The organism is Nonomuraea sp. SYSU D8015 (genome assembly GCF_008065375.1).
Lineage (GTDB): Bacteria > Actinomycetota > Actinomycetes > Streptosporangiales > Streptosporangiaceae > Nonomuraea.
On sequence record NZ_VJYI01000001.1, the window covers coordinates 17307 to 40224 of the forward strand.

The 22918-nt window shown below is 71.7% G+C and carries 20 protein-coding genes; 6 read left to right on the plus strand and 14 right to left on the minus strand.

All coding sequences use genetic code 11. The features are described from left to right. Nucleotides 1–42 precede the first annotated feature (42 nt). Nucleotides 43–564: a winged helix-turn-helix transcriptional regulator gene (locus ID574_RS01955; protein WP_188187027.1), complete on the plus strand. Its 522-nt coding sequence runs from the start codon at nucleotides 43–45 to the stop codon at nucleotides 562–564. Nucleotides 565–596: 32 nt separating this feature from the next. After that, nucleotides 597–1217: a pyridoxamine 5'-phosphate oxidase family protein gene (locus ID574_RS01960; RefSeq protein ID WP_188187028.1), complete on the plus strand. Its 621-nt coding sequence runs from the start codon at nucleotides 597–599 to the stop codon at nucleotides 1215–1217. A gap of 557 nt (nucleotides 1218–1774) precedes the next feature. Here ID574_RS01960 and ID574_RS01965 read toward each other — a convergent pair. Beyond that, entirely contained in the window at nucleotides 1775–2224 is a 450-nt protein-coding gene (locus ID574_RS01965) for a hypothetical protein (protein ID WP_188187029.1), read from the minus strand. A gap of 77 nt (nucleotides 2225–2301) precedes the next feature. Here ID574_RS01965 and ID574_RS01970 point away from each other — a divergent pair, with 77 nt between their 5' ends. Continuing rightward, on the plus strand, nucleotides 2302–2442 hold the full coding sequence (locus ID574_RS01970) for a hypothetical protein (protein ID WP_188187030.1): 141 nt from the start codon (nucleotides 2302–2304) through the stop codon (nucleotides 2440–2442). Nucleotides 2443–2570: 128 nt separating this feature from the next. Then, nucleotides 2571–2822, plus strand: a complete 252-nt coding sequence (locus ID574_RS01975; protein WP_188187031.1) for a hypothetical protein — start codon at nucleotides 2571–2573, stop codon at nucleotides 2820–2822. 79 nt (nucleotides 2823–2901) lie between these two features. Here the strand turns inward: ID574_RS01975 and ID574_RS01980 are convergent, their stop codons facing one another. The 8 genes from ID574_RS01980 to ID574_RS02015 all read right to left on the minus strand — a co-directional run bounded on the left by ID574_RS01980 (nucleotide 2902) and on the right by ID574_RS02015 (nucleotide 15094). Continuing rightward, nucleotides 2902–3990 carry a DNA glycosylase AlkZ-like family protein gene (locus ID574_RS01980; protein ID WP_223166493.1) on the minus strand — a complete coding sequence of 363 codons (1089 nt, stop codon included), beginning with the start codon at nucleotides 3988–3990 and terminating at the stop codon, nucleotides 2902–2904. Nucleotides 3991–4348: 358 nt separating this feature from the next. Beyond that, nucleotides 4349–6037 (minus strand): ABC transporter family substrate-binding protein, encoded by a 1689-nt coding sequence (locus ID574_RS01985; RefSeq protein WP_223166283.1) that lies wholly within the window; start codon nucleotides 6035–6037, stop codon nucleotides 4349–4351. Between the two features lie 18 nt (nucleotides 6038–6055). Beyond that, the gene (locus ID574_RS01990) at nucleotides 6056–8074 is read right to left on the minus strand and encodes a dipeptide ABC transporter ATP-binding protein (RefSeq protein WP_188187032.1); all 2019 of its coding nucleotides are present in this window, start codon (nucleotides 8072–8074) and stop codon (nucleotides 6056–6058) included. Continuing rightward, on the minus strand, nucleotides 8071–8976 hold the full coding sequence (locus ID574_RS01995) for an ABC transporter permease (protein WP_188187033.1): 906 nt from the start codon (nucleotides 8974–8976) through the stop codon (nucleotides 8071–8073). Before ID574_RS01995 ends, ID574_RS01990 begins: the two co-directional genes overlap by 4 nt. Further along, the gene (locus ID574_RS02000) at nucleotides 8976–9959 is read right to left on the minus strand and encodes an ABC transporter permease (protein WP_188188225.1); all 984 of its coding nucleotides are present in this window, start codon (nucleotides 9957–9959) and stop codon (nucleotides 8976–8978) included. Before ID574_RS02000 ends, ID574_RS01995 begins: the two co-directional genes overlap by 1 nt. A gap of 79 nt (nucleotides 9960–10038) precedes the next feature. Next, entirely contained in the window at nucleotides 10039–12387 is a 2349-nt protein-coding gene (locus tag ID574_RS02005) for an AAA family ATPase (RefSeq protein WP_188187034.1), read from the minus strand. A 64-nt stretch (nucleotides 12388–12451) separates the two neighbouring features. Beyond that, a complete protein-coding gene (locus ID574_RS02010; protein ID WP_188187035.1) occupies nucleotides 12452–13348 on the minus strand; it encodes a haloalkane dehalogenase in 897 nt (298 codons plus the stop codon). 15 nt (nucleotides 13349–13363) lie between these two features. Continuing rightward, nucleotides 13364–15094, minus strand: coding sequence for a tetratricopeptide repeat protein (locus ID574_RS02015; protein ID WP_188187036.1), 1731 nt, complete (start codon nucleotides 15092–15094; stop codon nucleotides 13364–13366). A 260-nt stretch (nucleotides 15095–15354) separates the two neighbouring features. On the opposite strand from ID574_RS02015, the gene ID574_RS02020 reads away from it, so the two are divergent. Continuing rightward, a complete protein-coding gene (locus tag ID574_RS02020) occupies nucleotides 15355–16884 on the plus strand; it encodes an MFS transporter (RefSeq protein ID WP_188187037.1) in 1530 nt (509 codons plus the stop codon). 8 nt (nucleotides 16885–16892) lie between these two features. After that, nucleotides 16893–17582: a DoxX family protein gene (locus tag ID574_RS02025; RefSeq protein WP_223166284.1), complete on the plus strand. Its 690-nt coding sequence runs from the start codon at nucleotides 16893–16895 to the stop codon at nucleotides 17580–17582. Nucleotides 17583–18139: 557 nt separating this feature from the next. Here ID574_RS02025 and ID574_RS02030 read toward each other — a convergent pair. From ID574_RS02030 to ID574_RS02050, 5 genes are all read right to left on the minus strand, one after another. After that, the gene (locus ID574_RS02030; protein ID WP_223166285.1) at nucleotides 18140–19063 is read right to left on the minus strand and encodes a DMT family transporter; all 924 of its coding nucleotides are present in this window, start codon (nucleotides 19061–19063) and stop codon (nucleotides 18140–18142) included. 110 nt (nucleotides 19064–19173) lie between these two features. After that, entirely contained in the window at nucleotides 19174–20586 is a 1413-nt protein-coding gene (gene sthA, locus ID574_RS02035) for a Si-specific NAD(P)(+) transhydrogenase (RefSeq protein ID WP_188187040.1), read from the minus strand. A 96-nt stretch (nucleotides 20587–20682) separates the two neighbouring features. Next, entirely contained in the window at nucleotides 20683–21531 is an 849-nt protein-coding gene (locus tag ID574_RS02040; RefSeq protein ID WP_188187041.1) for a 5-oxoprolinase subunit C family protein, read from the minus strand. Beyond that, nucleotides 21528–22145 carry a 5-oxoprolinase subunit B family protein gene (locus tag ID574_RS02045; RefSeq protein WP_188187042.1) on the minus strand — a complete coding sequence of 206 codons (618 nt, stop codon included), beginning with the start codon at nucleotides 22143–22145 and terminating at the stop codon, nucleotides 21528–21530. Before ID574_RS02045 ends, ID574_RS02040 begins: the two co-directional genes overlap by 4 nt. After that, a complete protein-coding gene (locus ID574_RS02050; RefSeq protein ID WP_188187043.1) occupies nucleotides 22142–22897 on the minus strand; it encodes a LamB/YcsF family protein in 756 nt (251 codons plus the stop codon). Before ID574_RS02050 ends, ID574_RS02045 begins: the two co-directional genes overlap by 4 nt. Nucleotides 22898–22918: the final 21 nt, after the last annotated feature.

Consider the following 22918-nt stretch of genomic DNA (forward strand, 5'->3'; position numbering starts at 1 on the left):
GCACGCTACCACGGTTCGGTGAATGAACTAACATCTGCTCCCATGGCGCTCGGCAAGAACTATGACGGCCAGGACTGCTCCCTCGCCAAGGCCCTGGAGGTGCTCGGCGAGCGGTGGACGCTGCTCGTGGTCCGCGACGCCATGTACGGCGTGCGCCGCTTCGGCGACTTCCAGGCCCACCTCGACATCCCGCGAGCCGTCCTGTCCCAGCGCCTGGCCGCTCTGGTCACGGCAGGCGTCCTCGAACGGCGCCGCTACCAGGACGCGCCGCCCCGCGACGAGTACGTCCTGACCCCCATGGGCCGCGAGCTCTGGCTCCCCGTGCTCGCGCTGGCGCAGTGGGGCGAGCGCAACCTCGCCGCGCACGGCCCCCGCCGCCTGTACCACCACGTGGCCTGCGGCACCCCGCTGGACCGGCAATCGGCCTGCGCCACCTGCGGCCGGAGCGTCCCGCTGGAGGAGGTCGAGGTACGCCCGGGGCCGGGCCTGCGTCACGACACGCGGGAGGACCTGGTCAGTCTCGCACTGCGGACACCACATCGGATGTTGGACCCGATTTCCTGACAAAATCATGGAAACCCCCGAAGGGAGATCGCATGAGCTGGGCGGAGATCGGGTCCGAGGCCGAGCTGCGTGAGCTGCTCGGCGAGGTCATGCCGAGGGCGGCGACCAAGGAACGCGTACGCCTGCACGAGCGTGACCTGCAGTGGCTCGCGGCCTCGCCGTTCTGCCTGATCGCCACCTCCGACGACCAGGGCAACTGTGACGTCTCGCCCAAGGGCGACCCCGCCGGATTCGTCCACGTCATCGACGACACGACGATCGCCATCCCGGACCGCCCAGGAAACCGCAGAGCAGACGGATTCCTCAACATCCTGAAAAATCCACATGTGGGGTTGATTTTCCTGATCCCCGGCCGCAACGAGACCCTCCGCGTCAACGGCCGCGCCCGCCTCGTCCGCGAGGCCCCGTTCTTCGACGAGATGATCGTCAAGGGCCACCGCCCGCAGATCGCGCTCGTCGTGGAGATCGAGCAGATCTTCTTCCACTGCGCCAAGGCGTTCATGCGCTCTTCGCTGTGGAAACCGGACACCTGGGGCGACGAGCTGCCCTCGCACGCGCGGCTGGTCAAAGAGGTGCAGAAGGTCGAGGCGAGCATCGAGCAGCTGGAGAGCTACTACAGCGAGGCATACACCAAGCAGCTCTACGCCACCTGACCGCTGACATGCGACGACCCAGGCCGGGGCGGCCTGGGCCGGTCGGTGGTCTCAAGCGGCAGGTGTCGGACCGCCGGGGAAGCGGATCACGTTTCTGCCTGTGTAGGCTCGCAGGTCGATCACCTTGGGGTCGGCGGGTGGCCTGCGGCGGTCTGCCGAGCGAATGTCGCGGACCTTGTGCCTGGCAACGTGTGGCGGCACCACCACAAGCCTCTTCATCGTGAGCCCCCCGTGATATTCCTGTTATCAATGTTATCTACAGATACCCCCGTAAGGCTGGTGTAAGGAGCGAGTCAATAGGGAAGCGTGCGACCCGCCGGCGAACGTAGATCCAACTCCAGGGCCGGCCTGGTGCGCCGCTTGGCCGCCGCCTTCGTGACTCTGACGCGTTTCATGGTCTCCCCCTTCCGAAGCGCGTCGTTCTCCTTTCCACAACTGTGCGCCGCCTGGCTGGCCGGCGACTAGACGGATGCTTGCCGTCCGCCATGCGGGCCAACCTAGCCCGGGAGTTCGGCTTGCTCAATGCATTTCTACGGGTTGCGTCTGGCTGTGGTGCCTCAGTCCTCGCAGGCGCCCCACGACTGACGGCCGCCCCAGGCCTCGACGCGGTTGTCGGGGTCGCGGGTCCAGCCGGCGTACCGGACGCACGTCCAGGGGCCGTCGAGGTGGCTGGTCTCGGCGTAGTAGCGGTACTTCTGCACGTCCTCGGACTTCGCGCCGCCGCGTACCTCGAGGTAGACGCCGGTGACCGAGCGGACGCCCCCGTACACGGTCTTGATCGCGGTCACGCAGTTCTTGCCGCTGTGCTTGCTGTACATCAGGTACACGTGCCCGAACACGGCCCCGTCCCTGGTCTTCATCGCCCGGTGGCCGTCCTTGACGCGGTGGAAGCCGGGGCCGCAGATGCGCTCGGGCGTGTACCGCGCGGGGGCGGCGTAGGCGGCGGAGGGGACGGCGGCGATACCGGCGGCGACCAGGGCGGCCGCGATGACCGTTCGCGTGAGCACGATCTTCCCTTCGGCAGGGGATATAAGGACATCGTTGATCTTTACTGTGGCCTGACCGAATGCGCAAGGGGTGCTGAATGCCGCTGGTCGCGGTCTGCGCGGCCTGGGCCGTGTCCTGGGGCGTGTCCACGATCTCGTACACCCGGTTCGTGGTCAGTCCGCTGCTCGTGGCCGGGCTGAGCGGATGGCTCAGCCTGCTGCCGCGCTGGCCGCGCTAGGGCTCCTGGGGTGCCGCTGGTGGCCCGGTTCGCGTTCGAGCGATCCTGAATATGGTGCTTCTTTGGGGAAAAGGGACCATGGAACCGGGTATCCCCCCGGCGGACTCGACTGCGAAAAGGGGATCACCATGGCTGTCTGCGAGACCTGCGGCAACGACTACGACATGGCGTTCGAGGTGCACGCGCAGGGAGCGGTGCACACCTTCGACTGCTTCCAGTGCGCGATCGAGGCCATGGCGCCGGTGTGCGAGCACTGCGGCACCAAGGTCATCGGGCACGGGGTGCAGGCGGGCGAGCATTGGTACTGCTGCGCCCACTGCGCCCGTGAGGAGGGCACCCAGGGCATCGTCGACCGCGTGATGGCCGGCAGCTCGACCTGAGGCGGCCCGGCCCTGAGGCGGGCTGGCTCCAGGGCGGCAAGGAACGCACGCGGGCCAAGGGCGGCAAGGACGCACGCCGCTAGGGCAGTAAGGAACGCACGCGAGCGACGGCCTCGTCCAGCGGCCCCTGCGGCACCGGGGCGGCGAGGTCGAGGGAGATGTCGCCGTTCCTGGCCTCCCAGACGCCCGCCACCCGGCCCTCGTGGACGACCACGGGGGAGATCCACCCTGCCTGACGGCTGACCTTGGGCTTGAGCGGCGGTGGGATGAGCGGGGCCAGCGTGCGCGGGGCGGCCAGGATGTACTGATCGAAGCCCGGCAGCAGGTGGACCTCGGCCGAGGGGCGCGTGGCCGCGAGGTCGTCGAGGTGCTCGGTCAGCGCCAGCAGGGTGAGACCGTCGTCGGTCTCGACCTCGGTCAGCTCGGGGGCCAGGTCGCGGAACCAGCCCTTCAGCACCGCCTTCCGCGCCACCCCGCCGAACAACCAGGTGTCGAACATCTCCGGCGTCGCGGGCCCGTGGGCGCCGAGGAAGGCGCGCGCCACGCGTACGCCGGCTTCCTCGTGCGGCGGCAGCTCGGCTGGCCAGCCGGGGATCCAGGCGTGCGGGGCCGTGAACGTCACCCTGCCCTCCCGGGGCGGGCCGTAGCAGAGCTCGCCCAGGCGGCTCAGCGGCTTGAGCAGGACGCCCCAGCCGGAGGCGAGGGCCTCCTTCAGATGAGCGTCGCCGGTCACCTCCACCACGGCGTCGACCAGCTCCTCGCGGGTCAGTGGCCGCTCGCCGAGCGCCTGCGGGACCGCCTCGACGACCGCTGCGATCTCGGCGGCGGTGACGCCGTGGCCGCGCTGCCAGGAACCCTTCTCCCAGAACCGCAACGTGCTCAGCGCGGCGCAGTATCCGGCCAGCTCGTCGGCGGGGACGAGGTGCAGGGTGCCGCGCATGATCCACGTCTTGACCAGGGTGCGGTCGGTCCACAGGGCGCGGCCGAGCTCGCCGGGGTCGGGCTCGGCGCTCCTGACCGCCACCGCCAGCTGCGCCGACGAGGCGACCTGGGTCTGGACGCCGCACAACCTGCGGGCCACGGTCACGGCGTCGGGCGCGCCGCCCCCGCTCACGAACTGCCGGCGCAACCGCCACGCCAGGATCTGGGGCCAGGTCAACTTCATCATCACCGCCCACTTCTACACCCCACCCCCGACACTTCACCTTCACGACCGGCCCGACCTTCACGACCGGCCCGCCCACCGCCCCGCCCGGGCCTACCGCCCGGCTCCCGGGTGGTGCCTGCCCGCCCGGCACCCATCGCCCGCCCTGGTGCCTGCCCGGTCGTGCGCCTGAGCGGCCTTGCGCCCGCTCGGTCGCTTGCCCGCTCGGGAGATGGTCGCGTCCGTGCCGCATCCCACGGATTCACCCGCCCGGCCTCGCGCTCGGCCGGCCGGCCGCCCGGCCCCGAGCCCGGGATCTCTCCCGCGCCTGCAAGCCGTCCGGCCAAGCGTTGGACGGCGCTCGGCGGGCCGGTCCGTTCCGTCAGCGCATGAAGCCGATGTCCTGGTACCGGAGGTCGTAGAAGCCGCGTGCCCCCACGTTCGCGAGCGTCGCCTTGGTCGCGACCATCTGCGGCCGCTGGTAGAGCGGCAACACGTTCACCTCCTCCCAGATCAACCGATCCGCGGCGTTGGTGGCGGCGCGGGCCCGGACGGGGTCCAGGCTCCGGGCGGCCCGGCTCATGGCGTCGTCGATGGCCTTCGACCCGGTACGCCCGAAGTTCGCGTTCCACGTCTTCCCGCCGTCCGGCGAGTTCGCGTAGACCCCGTAACTACTCGACACCGGGAACGGCGTGCCGATGTAGGCGAACGGCGTGATGTCGAAATTCCCGGGAATCACGTAGTTGGTGAAGAAGTCGTCACTCGGCACCGCCTTGATCGTCAGCTTCACCCCGATCTGCGCGAGCATGCTCTGCGCCAGCTCCCCCTCCTGCTTGCTGAGCTGCACTCCGGACGGCACCACGAACCGCAGATCGAGCGTCTTGCCGCCCTTCTGCCTGACCGTCCCGTTGAGCTTCCACCCGGCCGCGTCCAGCAGCCGCCGCGCCCGCGCCGGGTCGTACGCCCCCAGGCTCCCGGCGTTGTCCTGGTAGCCCTCCTGTGTGTTCATGAAGAAGTGGTTGTTGAGCAGCGTGACGGGCCACTGCAGCCCCTGCAGGTCGGACTGCGCGATGGCCTGGCGGTTGATGCCGAGCTGGATGGCCTGCCGCACGTTCCGGTCTCTCAGCAGCTCGCTGGACCCGTTGAAGGTGAAGTGCCGGAAGTCGGGCCCGGCAGCCTGGCGTACCTGAGCCCCGGATGTGGCCCGCGCCCGCGCGTAGTCGGGCGCGGACGGCCCCACGTCGATGATGTCGAGCTCACCGTTGCTGAACGCCCCGATCAGCGAGTCCTGCTCCGACGCCCGATAAATGATCTTGTCGAGCTTGGCCCGGTCGCCCCACCAGGAGTCGTCCCGCACCAGCGTGATCGTCTTGGCCGTCTGGTCGAACCCCCCGAACCGGAACGGCCCCGCCGTCACGGGGATCTTGTTGAGCCAGGCCGTGTTGAACGCCTCGGGCGTCCGGTTGGTGGCGGCCGGCAGCAGGGGCCCGAAGAGCGCCTGCCAGTCCCCGAACGGCCGCGCGAACGTCACCACCACCTCGAAGTCGTCCTTGCCTTTGGCCACCTTCTCGATGTCCTGGTAGCCGGTCGGCGAGGCGATGCGGTACGCGGAGTCCCGCCCGTTCAGCGCCTGCCACTGCGCCTGGTAGTCGGCCCAGGTGATCGGCTTGCCGTCGGACCAGCGGGCCTTCGGGTTCAGCGTGTACGTCACCACCTGCTTCGGCTTCTGCGCGGTGACCTCCGCCGCCAGCACGTAGTCGCGATTGGGCGAGATCTCCGCCTTCTCGTCGGACACGAACGGCGACGGCAGCAGCGCGTTGCTGACCACGGCCGCCATGGCCAGGTTGCCGTCGACGTGGTTCCGGTTCCACTGCGCGGGGAACTCGTTGATGCCCCAGCGCAGCGTCCCGCCGTCCCTGACCTTGTCGCGCGGCTGCAGGTTGATGTCGAAGGCCTTGATCGTACGGTCGTCGCCGGGGCTGTCGACCGGCCCTTCACCGGCGCCGCCGCAGCCCGCCATGGACAGCGACGCGGCCACGGCCGCCGCCACGACGAGTCGTGGTGCTTTCATCGAGCGATTCCTCCTGGTCTATACGACTTCGCGCCGTTCGGCGTAGTGGCAGGCCGCGCCCTGGTCCTCGCCCAGCAGCCGCACCTCGGGCTCGACGTCGACGCACAGGCTGCGTTCTTCGTCGGTGAGCTCGGCGCGGAACTTCGGGCACCTGGTGCGGAAACGGCAGCCCGTCGGAGGGTTGGCCGGGCTGGGCAGGTCGCCTTCGAGCAGGATCCGCCGCCGCGAGCGCTCGCGTCGCGGATCGGGCAGCGGGATCGCCGACAGCAGGGCCTGCGTGTACGGATGCATGGGGGCGTCGTAGATCGCGTCCACCTGGCCGATCTCGGCGATCCTGCCGAGGTACATCACCGCGATCCGGTCGGCGATGTGGCGCACCACGGCGAGGTCGTGCGCCACCAGCAGATAGGACAGGCCGAGCCTGGCCTTCAGCGCGTCGAGCAGGTTGATCACGCCGGCCTGGATCGACACGTCGAGCGCCGAGACCGGCTCGTCCAGCACGAGCAGCCGCGGCTCCAGCGCGAGCGCCCGCGCGATGCCGATGCGCTGCCGCTGCCCGCCGGAGAAATCCTGCGGGTAGCGGGCGGCGTGTGAGACGTCGAGGCCCACCAGCGTCAGCAGCTCGGCCACGCGCCGCCCGGGACGCGACCGGCCGTGGGTGCGCAGCGGCTCGGCCAGGATGTCGTGCACGGTCATGCGCGGGTCGAGCGAGGCCATCGGGTCCTGGAAGACGACCTGCATGTCGCGCCTGATCCCGGCGCGCTCGCGCCGGCCGAGCCTGCAGGTGTCGTGGCCGAGCACGACGATGCTGCCCGCCTGCGGCGGGGCGAGCTCGAGGATCTGCGTCAGCGTGGTCGTCTTGCCGCTGCCGGACTCGCCCACCAGCCCCAGCGTCTCGCCCTGGCGGAGGTCGAAGCCGACCCCGGCCACCGCGTGCACGGTGCCGACCCGGCGCTTGAACACCGCGCCCTTCAGCAGCGGATAGTCCTTGACCAGGCCGTGGACCTCCAGCACCGTGCGCTCGCCGCGCGCCCGCGGCTCCCGCGGCCTGGCGGCCTCGTGCCTGCCGGGGCCGTGCGGGTGGACCTCGTCCCACCGGATGCACGCCGCCCGGTGCCCCGCCCCGACCTCGAACAGCGGCGGCTCCCGCTCGTCGCACGCGTCGATCTTCATGGGGCAGCGCGGCGCGAACGGGCACCCCGGCGGCAGCGCGTCCGGCGCGGGCGGGTTGCCCTCGATGGGCACGAGCGGCCGCCGCCCGTCGCGGTCCACGCGCGGGATCGAATTCAGCAGGCCCACGGTGTACGGCATGCGCGGCCGGTAGTAGATGTCCTCCACGTCGCCCACCTCGACCGGCCGCCCAGCGTACATGACCAGCACCCGGTCGGCGAACCCGGCCACCACCCCCAGGTCGTGCGTGATCATGATGATCGCCGCGCCCGTCTTGCGCTGGGCCTTCTTGAGCACCTCCAGCACCTGCGCCTGGATGGTGACGTCGAGCGCCGTGGTCGGCTCGTCGCAGATGATCACGTCGGGATCGTTGGCGATGGCCATCGCGATCACCACGCGCTGCCGCATGCCGCCGGAGAACTCGTGCGGGAAGGCCAGCGCCCGCTCGGCGGGACGCGGGATGCCCACGAGCTCCAGCAACTCGATGGCCTTGACCAGGGCCGTCTCCTTGCTGACCCGCTGGTGCACGCGCACGGCCTCGGCGATCTGGTCGCCCACCCGGTAGACGGGCGTGAGCGCCGACAGCGGGTCCTGGAACACCATCGAGATCGCCTTGCCGCGGAACGCCGTCAGCTCGCGCTCCGGGGCCCCGATCAGCTCTTTGCCGTGCAGCCGCACGGACCCGGTGACGCGCGCCCCGGGCGGCAGCAGCCCCATGACGGCGGCCGAGGTGACGGACTTGCCCGAGCCGGACTCGCCGACGATGCCGAGGACCTCGCCGGGACGCACGGCGTAGCTGACCCCGCGGACGGCGGGCACGTCGCCGAACGCCACGGTCAGGTCGCTGACCTCCAGCACCGGGGTCATCGTCTGGCCGCCGGGTCGAACGCGTCGCGCAGCGCGTCGCCGACCAGGTTGACCGCCAGCACCGTGACCACCAGCAGCCCGGCCACGAACCAGAACGTCCACGGCGCGTACGTGGCCGTCTTGGAGCCGTCGGCGATGAGCGTGCCGAACGACACGTCGGGCGGCTGGATGCCGAACCCGAAGTACGACAGCGAGGTCTCGGTCAGGATCGCGGCGCTGACGTTGAGCGTGGCGTCCACGATCAGCAGCGACGACAGGTTGGGGATCACGTGGCGGAAGACGATGCGGGCCGGCGGCACCCCCATGTAGCGGGCGGCCTGGATGAACTCCCGCTCCCTCAACGAGATCGCCATCCCCCTGACGATCTTCGAGGTCACCATCCACAGGAACAGCGCCAGCATGATCACGAACAGTGGCCACCGCCCGGCGCCGCCGAAGAGCGGCGACATGATCGCCAGGATGAGGAACGCGGGCAGCACGAGGAGCAGGTTGGTCACCCAGCTCAGCACCCGGTCGGTCCACCCGCGGAAGTAGCCGGCGAACGCGCCGACCACGGCCGCCAGAGCCGTGGACACCAGGGCCGCGAGCAGGCCGACGACCAGCGACTTCTGCATGCCGCGCAGGGTGAGCGCGTAGACGTCGGCGCCGGTTTGGAGCGTTCCGAACCAGTGGGAGGACGAAGGCGGCTGCAGGAAGGCGGTGAAGTCCTTGTCCGTGTAGGTCCACCGGTTGAACAGCGGCCCGACGAACGCCAGCAGGAACATCAGCGCCAGCACCGCGAACCCGACCTGCCCCTGCCGGGAGCGGAAGAACCGCCCGGCCACCACCCGCGCCCGCGACGGGGCCTTGGGCATGACGCCGTCGGACAGCTCCTCCGCCAGCTCCTCCTCCGACAGTGTCATCAGGCCCGCACCCTCGGGTCGAGCGCCGCGTGCAGCAGGTCGGCGGCGAGCGAGGCGCACAGCACGGCGACGGCCGCCAGGAAGGAGATGGCCGCCACGGTGTTGACGTCGTTGGTGAAGATCGAGTTGATCAGCTGCTCGCCCAGCCCGTGCCAGCCGAAGATCTTCTCCGTGAACGTGGCGCCCATCAGCAGCGCCCCGAACATGAACGCGAAGTAGGTCACCACCGGGATCAGCGCGGTGCGCAGCGCGTGTTTGAGCAGCGCCTTACGCCTGCTCAGCCCCTTGGCCAGGGCGGTGCGCAGGAAGTCGGCGCCGAGCACGTCGAGCATCATGTTGCGCTGGTAGCGGCTGAAGACCGCGATGAGCCCGATCGACAGCGAGATCGTCGGCAGGATGAGGTGTTGCAGCCGGTCGACCACCTGGCCCCAGAACCCGGCGTCGAGGCCGTCGCTGTATTCGCCGCTCACCAGCAGCACCTGCCGGCCGAAGACGTGCTCGTTGGCCCAGACGGCCAGCAGGATGAGGATGTTGGCCAGCACGACCACCGGCACCGCGAGCGCGGCGAAGGACAACCCGGTCGAGAGCCGGTCGAACCAGCCGTACTGCCGGACCGCCGCGAGCGCTCCGGCGAGCACCCCGAGCAGGCTCCCGCACACCGCTCCCAGCACGACCAGCCGGAACGTGACGCCCATGCGCCGCTTGAGATCCTCGTTGACCGGCGCGCCCGTGACCGACTTGCCGAAGTCGCCGCGCAGCACCCCGGCCGCCCAGGTGGCGTAGCGCTGCAGCAGCGGAGTGTTGTCGTTGAGGTTGAGCGCCGTGAGCTGGGCGTCGACCACCGCGGGCGGCGGCTTGGGGGTGCGGCCGGCGTAGTTGGAACGCGGGTCGAGGGCCGTGGCCGCCAGAAGGTAGGCGAGGCTCGCGGCGACCGCGACGAGCACGGCGTAGTCGAGCAGCCTGCGGACCAGGAACCCGGCCATCGCCCCCCCTCCGACGCGCACGCCATGCACTCATATAGCTACACCATGTGAGCATCCCGGTGCACGCAGCCAGGGGAAGTCAGCGGCCGGAAAGTTCGTCCACGGCCGCCGCGACGTCCTCGCTCGTGATCGTGGTCAGGTCGGCCGAGCTGGCGGAGCCGCCGCGTGAGGCATGGGCGGCCAGCCGCACGTCGCGGCGCATGGCGGCGCGCTCGAACAGGGACCTGGCGAAGCGGCCGTTGCCCAGCCCGTCGATCAGCCGCTCCTCGCACACCCAGGCGAACACCTCGTCGAGGTTGCGCAGCGCGTCCTCGTCGAACGTGTCGCCGGACCGCTCCGCGAGCAGCACCGCGATCTCGGTCAGCTCGCCCGGCGAGTAGCTGGGGAAGGCCACGCGCTGGTTGAACCGGCTGGCCAGCCCGGGGTTGGTCGCCAGGAACGCGTCCATCTCGCGCTCGTAGCCGGCCAGCACGATGACGAGCCGGTCGCGGTCGTCCTCGGCCCGCTTGAGCAGGGCCTGCACGGCCTCGGCGCCGAACGCGTCGCCGCCCTGGTAGCCGGGGTTGACCAGGCTGTAGGCCTCGTCGATGAACAGCACCCCGCCGAGCGCCCGGTCGACCAGCTCGTTGGTCTTGATCGCGGTCGCGCCGAGGTGCTGGCCCACCAGGTCGGCGCGGTGCGCCTCGACCACGTCGGGGCGGGCCAGCAGGCCGAGCGCGGCGAAGATCCGGCCGAGCACCCGGGCGACCGTGGTCTTGCCGGTGCCGGGCGGGCCGACGAACACGAAGTGGCGCATCTGCTGCGGCGTGGGCAGGCCGCGCTCCTGCCGCATGCGCGCCACCTGGAGCTGGGCGGCGATCGCGTGCACCTGCCGCTTGACCGGCGCGAGGCCCGCCATCCTGTCGAGGTCGGCCAGCGCCTCCTCCAGCGTGGGCGTGGCGACGTAGCCGCGGAAGCGGGCGGTCAGCTCCTGGAACGCCTTCGTCACGTCGGCCGTCGTGGTGGTCACGAGATCCTGAGTGGACGGCGTGCCGCCGGCGCCCACCACGCGCACGTCGCGGGCCTGCGCGGCGGCCTCGACCAGGCTGCGCGCGAACCTGGCGTTGCCCAGCTCGTCGACCAGGCCGCGGCGGTGGACGTCTTCGTACATGCCGAGCAGCGCCCGCCGGGTCTCCGGCTCCATCGTGTCGCCCCTGCGCCGCTGCAGCAGCTCGGTGACCTCGACCAGCTCGGCGGGGGAGTAGCCGGGGAAACGCACGCGGGTGGCGAACCTGCTGGCCAGGCCCGGGTTGCTGGACAGGAACGAGCCCATCTCCTGCTCGTAGCCGGCCAGGATGATGATCAGCCGATCGCGGTCGTCCTCGGCCCGCTTGAGCAGGGTCTGCACGGCCTCGGCGCCGAACCGGTCGGGCTGTCCGTCGGAGGAGTTGACCAGCCCGTACGCCTCGTCGATGAACAGCACCCCGCCGAGCGCCCGGTCGACCAGCTCGTTGGTCTTGATCGCGGTCGCGCCCAGGAACTCGCCCACCAGGTCGGCCCGCTGCGCCTCGACCACGTAGGGGGTCTCCAGCAGGCCGAACGCGTAGAAGATCTTGGCGAGCGCGCGGGCCACGCTGGTCTTGCCGGTGCCCGGCGGGCCGACGAACACGAAGTGCCTGGTGGGCCGCTCGGTCGTGTAGCCGGCCTCGGCCCGCAGCCTGGACGCCTCGATGGAGGCGGCGATCGAGCGCACCTGCTCTTTGACCGGCGCCAGGCCGACCATGCTCTCCAGCTCGGCGAGGGCCTCCTCGACGGAGATCTGCGGCGGCGCGCCGCCCCTGTCGTGCGGCGACTCCGGCCGGCCCTCGCGCACCCTGACCCGGACCTGCTCCTCGACGGCGGCGCTCTCCGCCCGGGCGCGGCGGGCGAGCACGAAGCGGTAGACGAGCACGGCGAGGGCGGCGGCGTACGCAGTCCAGACGGAGATGTCGGGGGACATCGGTGAGAGCGCGGCGCCGAGCATGCCGGCGGGCACGAGCGCCGCCAGCGTGGTGACCCACGGCGTCACCCAGCGGATGAGATGGGCGGCCGCGGCGACGAACAGGCCCAGCCCGATCATCAGGTGGACGGCCATGGATCCGGCCGGATAGAGCGCCGAGAACAGGTACAACGCCACCACGGCCCAGCCCGCCACCACCAGCGTGGTGGCGGCGGCGCGGGGGAAGCGCATGGTCAGCGCGATGAACGCGAGGACGAGGAGCACGAGGGGGAAGGTCTTGAGAAGGTCCCAGCCGAGCGCCGCGCCGACCCCCATCGTGGCGACGAGCACGACTGCGTAGAGCACCCGGCGCACGGCCGGGGGAATCTGGAAATAACGCTCTCGCACCTGCTCGAACAGATCCCGCGCTGCGGCCCGCCCCGCGGCCTGGGCCCTGCCGGACTCACGCATCACGCCTCCCCGGTCCGCCCCCGGTTATACCGCACGGGACCGACTGTTGGGCGGTCCTGACACGCTAGGTGGCGGTCACGAAAACGGCGATCTGACGGCCGAGCTCCGCGCCCGCGTCCTCCTGGAGGAAGTGCCCGGCGCCCTCGATCACGGGATGTGCCAGGCCAGACGTGCCCGCCATCGTTTTGAGCAGTATGGGCGCCATGCCCCCGGTGATCGGATCTCCGTCGGAGAACGCCACCAGGAAGGGGCGGTCGAGTGTCGTGAGGATCTGCCAGGCAGCGCGGTTGGCGGGCGCGGCGGGATCGTCGGGAGTGATGGGCACGAGCCCCGGCATGGCCCGCGGACCCGCTTTGTAAGACTCGTCGGGGAACGGCGCGTCGTAGGCCGCCCGCACTTCCGGAGAAAGCTCGCTCTTGCACCCTGCCTGCACCAATCTGGCGATGTCGAGCACTGGTGCCTTGAGTACTGCTTCCCTGAAGCGATGCCACACCTCGGGCATGGGAATGTCACCCGTGGGCAAGCCTGTGTTGGCCGCCACGATCCTGGCGACGCTGTCCGGGTGCTCGGCCGCGATGCGCAGCCCGATCAGCCCGCCCCAGTCCTGTCCGACCACGGTCATGCCGGTCAGCCCGAGCGCGTCGAGCAGCAGGGCCCGGGTCCACTCGACGTGCCTGGCGTAAGTATGGTCGCCGATCTCGGCGGGCTTGTCGGAGCGGCCGAACCCGATGAGGTCGACCGCGATCGCCCGCAGTCCGGCCGCGGCCAACGGGGGGATGACGTGGCGGTAGAGAAAGGACCAGCTCGGCTCACCGTGCAACAGCACGACGGGCTCGCCGTCAGCCGGTCCCGCCTCGACGTACGCCATGCGCAGCCCGTCGCCGACGTCGGCGTACCGGGGCTCGTAGGGGAAGTCGGGCAGTCCGGCGAAGCACTCCTCAGGAGTACGGAGAATCCGCATGGAACAAAACTCTAGTCACCGCCGCTGGTGCCGCCCTGGGAACTCTCCTACAAGCACTTGCTTGGGTGTAACTCGGAGCACGTCCGAGTCGGCCAGCGCGATCCCCCTCACCTCCACCCAGAACCGCCGCTGCAGCGGGTCGGCCGCGAACACCGCCACCCGCGGGTCGGCCTCGATCGCCTCCCATGCCTCCGTCTCGGCGATGAGCCGCAGCTCCCCCGTGGACGTCACGGACGCGGCCGCGCCCACGACCCTGGGCCCCAGCCGGTCGCCGTAGGACAGGACGATGCTGCGGGCGTACGAGAAGGTCTGGCGCACCTCCGCGGGCAGCGCGACGGAGGGCTCGGCCCCCATGGGCAGGTCGCACATGACCAGGGAGGCCCGCCACGGCCCCGGACCGCCCCGCCACCACGCCTTCAGCGCCCGCACCGCGAAGACCGCCACCGCCGCGCCGAGCGCGCCGAGCCCGATCCGCCAGGCCCACGCCGAGCCCAGCACCCCGCCCGCCGCGCACGCGACGGCGGCCGTCGCGACCAGCCCCGCCGCGGCCAGCAGCAGCGGGTCGTCGCGGTAGCGGGCCCGCAGACAACCGCGCACCATCGGGTACGGCACCGCCAGCGCCGCCACGGCGGCCCGCGGCTCCACCGCGAGCGCCCCGCCCACCAGCGGCACCAGCACCGACCACGTCCTGATGAGGACGATCCAGAGCGTGACGCCGGTGTTCCGCCTGGCGGTGCGGTCGGCGCCGGCCGCGGCGGACTGCTCCAGCGCCGCCAGCGGGCGGCCCCGCCACGCCTCCGCCAGCGCGCGCACGGTGGCCAGGGCGGGCCAGCCGAGCACGACGATGCCCGCCAGCCCCGCCCACACCGGGTCGAACGCTGACGGCACGACGGGCATCGCCGCCAGCAGCAGCCAGGCGGTGAACGCGAGCACCGACACCGTGGCCGACACGACGGCCGCGCCCAGCCACGGGTCCCTGCCGAACATCGCCGGCACGTACGACCAGACACGCACCCGCCGCGCCTGCCTGACGGTGATCGGCACCAGCAGGGCGAGCACCGCGAACCCGCCCAGCTGTGCCTGGGCGCCCCAGTCGAGGAACAGCGCGGCGGCCGCGACGGCGACGGTGGCGAGGGCGACCAGCAGCCTGGACTGCCGCGACCAGACCTCCAGCGCCCGTCGGGCCCGGCCGGTGTCACGCGGGTCCACCGGCCAGGCCGGGTCGTGGTGCGGGCGCGGCCGGTCCCAGCGCAGCAGCGCGAGGGCCAGGTTCGCGCGGGCCTGCGGGTGGCCGGGGCCGGCGGCGAGCGCGGCCCGGTAGGCGCTCTCGGCGCCCGCGTGGTCGCCGCGCAGCAGGGCCAGGTCGCCCAGCATGACCGCGGGGGCGGGCTCCTCGGGCGCGAACCTCCTGGCCTGCTCGGCGTGCTCGACGGCCTCCCGCCAGCGGCCCGGCGTCCGGCGCAGGATCGCGGCCAGCCGCAGCCGGGCCGGCCAGGAGCCGCGCGCCAGCTCCACCGCCCGCTCCGCCGGGGCCGCCGCGTCGGCGTCGCGGCCCAGCCGCTCGTGGGCGAGGCTGATGAGCCGGTACGCCCACTCCGCCCCCGGATCCAGGTCCGCCGCCCGGCGCGCGGCGTCCAGCGCGGCCTCGGGGCGGCCGGCGTTGAGCCTGGTCAGGGCCTCGTCACACCACTCTCGTGAGGACCTATCCTGAAAGTCACCTTTTCTGACATCCTCATCGGTCCCCACGCAATCCATGATCGGCTGAGGGGCGAATGTTGGATAGGTACCGACATATGGCTGTATCTCTCTAGAGAGGTACGGCCCACCGTGGATCAGGCGATACCGCTATGACAAGCGCGTCGCATAGCCTAAGCTGCCACGCAAGCCGGAGCGCACGAGCCGGGGCGCCAGAGCTCGAAGAGGAGCGAGCGCCGAGCCGCGGTTCGCAGCGGCCGACCCGATAGCACGTGCGGGCCCTGTCAACGGAATGGCCTGCAAGGAGGCCCATGACCGTCACACAGGCCGCTCCCCTCGTACGGACTGCCGTCCGCCGGCGCGGTGACCACCGCTGGTCCATTCTCCTGCTGCTCTGCCTGAGCCTGCTGCTGATCACCGTCGACGCCACGGTCCTGCACATCGCGGTGCCCGCGCTCACGGCCGCTCTGGAGCCCTCGGCGGTGCAGCTGCTGTGGATCATCGACGTCTATTCGCTCGTGGTCGCGCCGCTGCTGATCATGTTCGGCACGCTCGGCGACAAGTACGGGCGCAAGCGGCTGGTCCTGTGCGGCTTCGTGCTGTTCGGGGTGGCCTCGGCGGGCGCCGCGTTCGCCCCGACGCCCCTGACGCTGATCCTGGCCAGGGCGCTGCTCGGCGTCGGCGGTGCGATGATCATGCCGGCCACGCTCTCGCTCATCCGCCAGGTGTTCACCGACCGGCGCGAGCGGGCCATCGCCCTGGGCGTCTGGAGCGCGGTCGCGGCGGCCGGGGCGGCCGTCGGGCCGCTCGTCGGCGGCGTGCTCGTCGGCATCTGGTGGGGCTCGGTCTTCCTGATCAACGTGCCGATCCTGCTCGTGCTGCTGCCGGCCGCCGTACGCCTGCTGCCCGAGTCACCCATCCGCAAGGACCGGCCTTGGGACGCCCCCAGCGCGGTGCTGTCGGTGCTGGGGATCCTGGCCCTGGCGTTCGGGCTGAAGGAGGCGGGCGCGGGGAGCCTCATGCCGCTGTGGGCCTCCGTGCTGGTGTTCCTGACCGGGCTGGCCCTGCTGGTCGTGTTCGTGCGGCGGCAGACCCGGCTGCGCGTGCCGCTGCTGGAGATCGGGCTGTTCCGGCGGCGCGAGTTCACCACCGGCGTGGCCGGCGTGCTGCTCGGCGTGTTCGCGCTGGTCGGGCTGCAGCTCATGCTCGCCCAATACCTGCAGCTCGTGCTCGGCGACAGCCCGCTGCGCGCCGCGGTCAGAATGCTGCCCCTCGTGCTGTCGGCCATCGTCGGCGGCCTCGCCGCGGCCCACATCCTCCCCAGGATCGGCATGCGGGCCACGATGAGCGGCGGCCTCGGGCTCGTCGCGCTGGCCCTGACGCCGACGCTCGGCTGGGGCGTCGAGGGCCACCCGTTGATGCTGGCGATCTGCTTCATCGGCATCGGGTTCGGGGTGCAGGTGGCGCTGCTCGCCGCCTCCGACACGATCATGACCTCGGCCTCGGAGTCGCAGGCGGGCGGGGCCGCCGCCATCGAGGAGACCGCGTACGAGCTGGGTGCGGGCATGGGCGTGGCCGTGCTCGGCACGATCACCACCATCGTGTACGCCCCCGGTCTGCCCGCCGTGCCCGGAGTCTCCGCGGAGGGCATGGACAAGGCCAGGCAGTCGCTCGCGGCGGCCGCGCACGTCGCCCACGAGGTCGGCGGCAGGACCGGTGCCGCGCTGCTCGACGCCGCCCGGTGGGCGTTCGTCAACGCTCTGCACACGACCGTGGTCGTGAGCGTCGTTCTGCTGAGCCTGACCGCCGTCGCGGTGGCCATGCTGCTCAGCCGTGATTGAGGTGTGCCATGTCCCGATTAGGGCAGACAAGTACCGTGAAACAGGTCCTTCGTGATCTTGCCGCTTTAGTCGCCCGCGTCGCCGTGGGCGGTATTTTCTTCGCCAACGGCTGGACGAAGCTCGAGGACGGGCTGAACATCACCGAGGCGAAGTTTCTCCAGCAGGGCGCGCCCGCACCCGGCGCCTGGGCCCCGGTCACGATGCTCACCGAGCTCGTCGGCGGCGCGCTGCTGATCGCCGGGCTCGCGGTCTCCACCACCGGGCTCATCCTGTTCGCCGAGGCGCTGCTGGTGTTCCTGGTGGCGCCGCCACTCAACCCGATCACCATGAACGAGCTGATCCTGCTCGGGGCCGCGTCGCTCCTGCTCGCCGTGGTGGGGGCCGGACGGGTGTCGGTGGATCACATGGTGGTGATCCGGCGGAGGGAATCGGAGGCGGCGAGCGAGTTCGCCGCCGACACGGAGGCGGACCGCGTCATCGCCTCCCTGCGCGACCCGGACAGACCTGCCGACGCTCCTCCGGAGGAGTCGCCTTCTCCCGAGGTCTCGCCGACGGAGGACACGGCGCCGCATCCCCGGCCACGTGCCCAGGCCGCCGAGTCCAGGCGCGCCGACGACCCGATCCCGGCGCCCGGGGACACGCTGGTGGCGGGCCGCAAGAAGCCCCCGCCGCGCGGCCGCCGCCCCTCCACCGACTGACCCCCCACCCGAACGCCGCCACCACTCCGCCCAGCCTGCGCCGGCCCGCTCTATGGACCTTTGGGCCCGCCCGGCGCGTGCTGACGGCCCGCTCGGTGGACGTTTCGGCCCCCACGCACGTGCGACGGCCCGCTCGACCGCGTCACGGCCCGCTCGACGGGTGTCACGGCCCGTGCGATGCGCGATTCGGCCCGCGCGGCGCTCGTCGTGGCCGGCCCGCGCTGTCGTTGGGCGATGTGCGCGGCGTCCGTCTCACCGGCGCCGCCGTCGAGGCGGGCCTGCGGCGTCGTCCCGCCAGCGGTGCGTGCGGCACGGTGGCATCGCGCGGCCTCTGGCACGTGGCCCTGTTCTCGGTCTGCGCCAGGCTGGCCGGCCGACGTCGCGGTCGGCGCGGTCGCCGCACGGCCGGTTCGGGTGACGCGATCACCGGCTCGGCAGGTCCCACGGCCCGCGCGGCGCGCTGCCGTTCGTGCCTCTGCGCGGCGTCCATCTCGGCCGCGCCGCCATAGGGCCACCCTGTGCCGGCCGCCATGGGCGGGCGCGGTCGTCGGGGGGCCTCAGGCGGCCGGGGCGGTGGTGGGCTTGCGGGGGCGGGCGAAAGCGCCCTGGGTGAGGGCGATGGCCGCGAGGATGACGACCGCGCCCACCGGCTGGTTCCAGCTGATCGTCTCGCCCAGCACCGCCACGCCGGACGCCGCCGCGAACACCGGCAGCAGGTACGTCACCGTGGACGTCGTCGTCACGCCGGCCTGCGCCTGCACCCAGTACAGCAACAGGTACGCCAGCCCCGTCCCCAGCCCGCCGAGCGCCCCCAAGCTCCACCACACTTCGGCAGGCGCCTCCAGGTCCACCAGCGGCACCCCGGCCACCAGCGTCACCACGGCGAGCTGGACGGTGCCGGCGACCAACTGCCCGGCGGCCAGCACCACGGCGGGTTCAGGCCGCCGCCCGGTGATGAACCGCCCCATGTACGCGCCCCCGACCCCGTAACAAACCGCCGCCCCGAAGCAGGCCAGGCTCCCGCCCAGCTGCCCGCCGTCCAGAGGCTGCCACACCCCGAGCACCACCATCACCCCGGCGAACCCCAGCCCGAGCCCCGTCACCCGCCCGGCCGTCGCCCGTTCGGTCCGCAGCATGAGCGTGAAGGCCAGCGTGCACAGCGGCGTCGTGGCGTTCCAGATCGCGGCCACCACGGACGAGACGTACTGCTCGCCGTAGGCGAAGAGCGTGAAGGGAAGCGTGGTGAGCACCACGGAGGCGATGAGGAAGTGCCCCCAGAGCCGGGGGTCGCGAGGGAGCGACCGCCGGGAGATCGCGAGCGCGAGCAGCAGGACGGCGGAGCCGATGACCATCCGCCCGAACGACACTTGGAGCGGATGCAGCGAGGCCACCGCGACCTTGATGAAGAAGAAACTGTTGCCCCAGACGGCCGCCAGGATCAGGAACCCCGGCAGCCACCTCCCCACGGCCTTGCTCCGCACGTACGCCTCCCGTCGATGAACCATCGAGGAGCGTAGCGATCAGAACACCCGCGTACGTAGGGATATATCCCTATTTCGGTGCCTCAGAAAGCGAGCCCGGAGCCGGAGGGTCACATCCCCGCGGTGAGCCGGGCGATCACCCGCATCTTGTTCATCGCGTCGAGCGCCGCCACCTTGTACGACTCCGCCAGCGTCGGATAGTTGAACACCGCGTTGACGAGGTAGTCCACCGTCCCGCCGCATCCCATGACGGTCTGCCCGATGTGCACCAGCTCCGTCGCCCCGGTGCCGAACACGTGCACGCCGAGCAGCTTCCTGTCCTCGGAGGAGACCAGCAGCTTGAGCATCCCGTACGAGTCGCCGATGATCTGCCCCCTGGCCAGCTCCCGGTAGCGCGAGACGCCGACCTCGAACGGGATCTTGTCGCGGGTCAGCTCGTCCTCCGACTTCCCGACGAAGCTGATCTCCGGGATCGTGTAGATCCCGATCGGCGGCAGGTCGGCCAGCTCCTCGACCGGCTCGCCGCAGGCGTGCTGGGCGGCCAGCCGGCCCTGCTCCATCGAGGTGGCCGCCAGCGCAGGGAAGCCGATCACGTCCCCCACCGCGTAGATGTGGGGGACGGCCGTGGCGTAGTTGTCGTCCACGGCGATCCGGCCCCTGGCGTCGGCGGCCAGGCCGGCGGCCTCCAGGCACAGGTCGGCGGTCTTGCCCTGGCGGCCCGCCGAGTACATCACGCAGTCGGCGGGGATCTTCTTGCCGCTCTCCAGCAGGGTCAGCGCGCCGCCCGGACGGCGCTCGACGGCGGCGACGTTCTCGCCGAACCTGAAGGTCACCGCCAGGTCGCGCAGGTGGTATTTCAGCGCCTCGACGATCTCCAGGTCGCAGAACTCCAGCATGCGCTCGCGCCGCTCCACCACCGTCACCTTGGTGCCGAGCGCGGCGAACATGGAGGCGTACTCGATGCCGATGACCCCGGCGCCCACCACGACGAGCGTCTCGGGCACCTGTTCGAGGTGGAGGATCGCGTCGGAGTCGATGACGGTCTTGCCGTCGAACTCGACGCTGTCCGGGCGGGCCGGCATGGTGCCGGTGGCGATCACGATCTTCTCCGCGGTGACCTTCTTCTCCGCGGTCTCGTCATCGTGGGTGATCCCGATCGTGTGCGGGTCCAGGAAGCGGCCGGTGCCGTGGAGCACGGTCACGTGGTTGCGGGCGAGCTGGCTGCGGATCACCTGGATCTCGCGGCCGATGACGTGCTGGGTGCGCATGCCCAGGTCGGCGACCGTGATCTCCTCCTTGACCCGGTAGCTGGCGCCGTACAGCTCACGCTGGTTGAGGCCAGTGAGGTAGAGGACCGCCTCCCTCAGGGTCTTGGACGGGATCGTCCCCGTGTTGATGCACACGCCGCCGATCATGTGCCGTTTCTCGACTATCGCGACGCGCTTGCCGAGTTTCGCCGCCGCGATCGCGGCCTTCTGCCCACCAGGTCCGGAACCCAGAACCACAACATCAAAGTCCGCCACACCGTACAGTCTGGGGGCGGCTTGTCAACGGCGAAAGACCTGTCAGGGGAAGCGCTCGGGATTCCGACGCGGCGGCATCCTCCGCCGTCACCCGCGTCACCGGCCGCGCCGAACGGTGAACCGCACCTCGTCGCCCGGCCTGAGCTGGGCGGCGACCGCCAGGTCCGCGGAGCGCACGACGCCGATCACCGGGTAGCCCCCGGTCGGGGGATGGTCGGTGAGGAACACGATCGGTTGCCCGTTCGGCGGCACCTGGACCGCCCCGGTGACCATGCCCTCGCTCGGCAGCTCGCCCTCCTTGGCCCGCGCCAACTCGGGCCCGCGCAGGCGCACGCCCACGCGGTTGCTGTCCTGGCTCACGGTGTACGGGGCCGCGCACATCGCCTCCAGCGCCTCCGGGACGAACCAGTCGTCGCGCGGCCCCGGCACCACCCGCAGCACGGCGGGCCGCGGCTCAGGCGGCGGCGCCAGGTCGACCGGGATCACGCCCTCCGGCCGCCCGACCGGCAGCACCATGCCCTCCCGCAGCGGCTCGGGACCGAGCCCCGACAGCGAGTCGGTGGACCTGCTGCCGAGCACCGGCTCGACCGCGATCCCGCCGCGCACCGCCAGATAAGTCCGCAACCCCCACTGGGGCGCTCCCAGCCGCAGCTCCGCCCCCTCGGGAACCCAGAACGGCACCCCCATGCCCGCCCCCGCGACCGGCCCGGCCGGCACCGGCGCGCCCGCCAGCGCCACCCACGCCCCCGCCAGGAAGCGCAGCCGCGCCATCCCGAACGTGAACTCGATCCCCGCCAGCCCCTCGGCGTTGCCCAGGAGGCGGTTGGCCAGCCGCAGGCTCCCGGCGTCCGCCGCGCCCGAGCCGGGCACGCCCAGGTGGGCGTACCCGGGCCGGCCGAGGTCCTGGACGGTCGCGTACGGGCCGGGCGCGAGCACTTCGATCATGCCGGCCGGAACCGCACGCGCATGCCGGGCCGGAACAGCGACGGCGGGTCGGCCGCCACGTCCCACACCCGCACCGAGGTGCGCCCGATCAGCCGCCACCCACCGGGCGAGGCGCTCGGATAGACCGCCGAGTACGGCCCCGCGATGGCCACGGACCCGGCCGGGACCGAGGTCCTCGGCGTGTCGAGCCGCGGCGTCTCCAGCACCGGATCGAGCCCGGTCAGATAGGCGAACCCCGGCGCGAACCCCAGCCACCCCACCACCAGCTCGCGCCCCGCGTGGCGGGTGATCACCTCGTCGGCCGGGATCCCCGCCAGCGCCGCCACGGAATCGAGATCGGCCCCGTCATAGACCACGGGAATCGTGACGACCGGCCCTTCCACCGGCTCGCGGGCGGCCGTCCTGGCCCGCTCGCGGGCGGCGACCTCTTCGAGCAGCGCCCGCAACCGCCCCTGGTCGGCCCCGGGGGCCACCACGAGAACGGTCTCCGGCCCCGGCACGATCTCCACGACCCCCTCCGGCCGCTCGTCCCGCAGGGCGGCGTCCAGCCGGTGTGACAGCTCCAGCGAGCCCGTCTCGACGAGCAGCCCGTGCTCCCCGGCCATTCTGATCATCCGAACGCCTGCAGGACCACTCCGGCGGCCAGCAACGCGTCCCGCACCCCCTGAGCCAGCCGGACGGCGTCAGGCGTGTCTCCGTGGACGCAGATGGAACGGGCGGAAATCGGTACGGAGCTCCCGTCCACGGCCGTCACAGAGCCTTCTACGGCCATCTGGAGGGCACGGTGGGCCACGGCCTCCGGATCGTGGATGACCGCGCCGGGCTCACGACGCGGGACGAGCGTCCCGGCCGGGGTGTACGCCCGGTCCGCGAACGCCTCGTTCACCGTCGGCACGCCCTCCGCCGCCGCCACCTTGTGCACGACCGAGCCCGGAAGCGTGAGCACCGGCAGGGAGGGGTCGTAGTCGGCCACCGCGTCGATCACGGCCGCCGCCTGCGCCTCGTCGCGGCAGATGCGGTTGTAGAGCGCCCCGTGCGGCTTGACGTACGACACCCGGCCGCCCATCGCCCTGGCGATGCCGTCCACGGCGGCGAGCTGGTAGAGCACCTCCGCGCACAGCTCCTCGGGCTCGAGGTCCATCTCCCTGCGGCCGAAGTGCGCCAGGTCCCGGTAGGACACCTGCGCCCCGATCGCCACGCCCCGATCGACCGCCGCCGCGCAGGTGCGCCTGATGGTCACGGGGTCGCCGGCGTGGAAACCGCAGGCCACGTTGGCGCTCGTGACGATGTCGAGCAGCGCGAGGTCGTCGCCGAGGCGCCAGATGCCGAAGCCCTCGCCCAGGTCCGCGTTGAGGTCGATCACCATGGGACCATCATGGCAACTCCC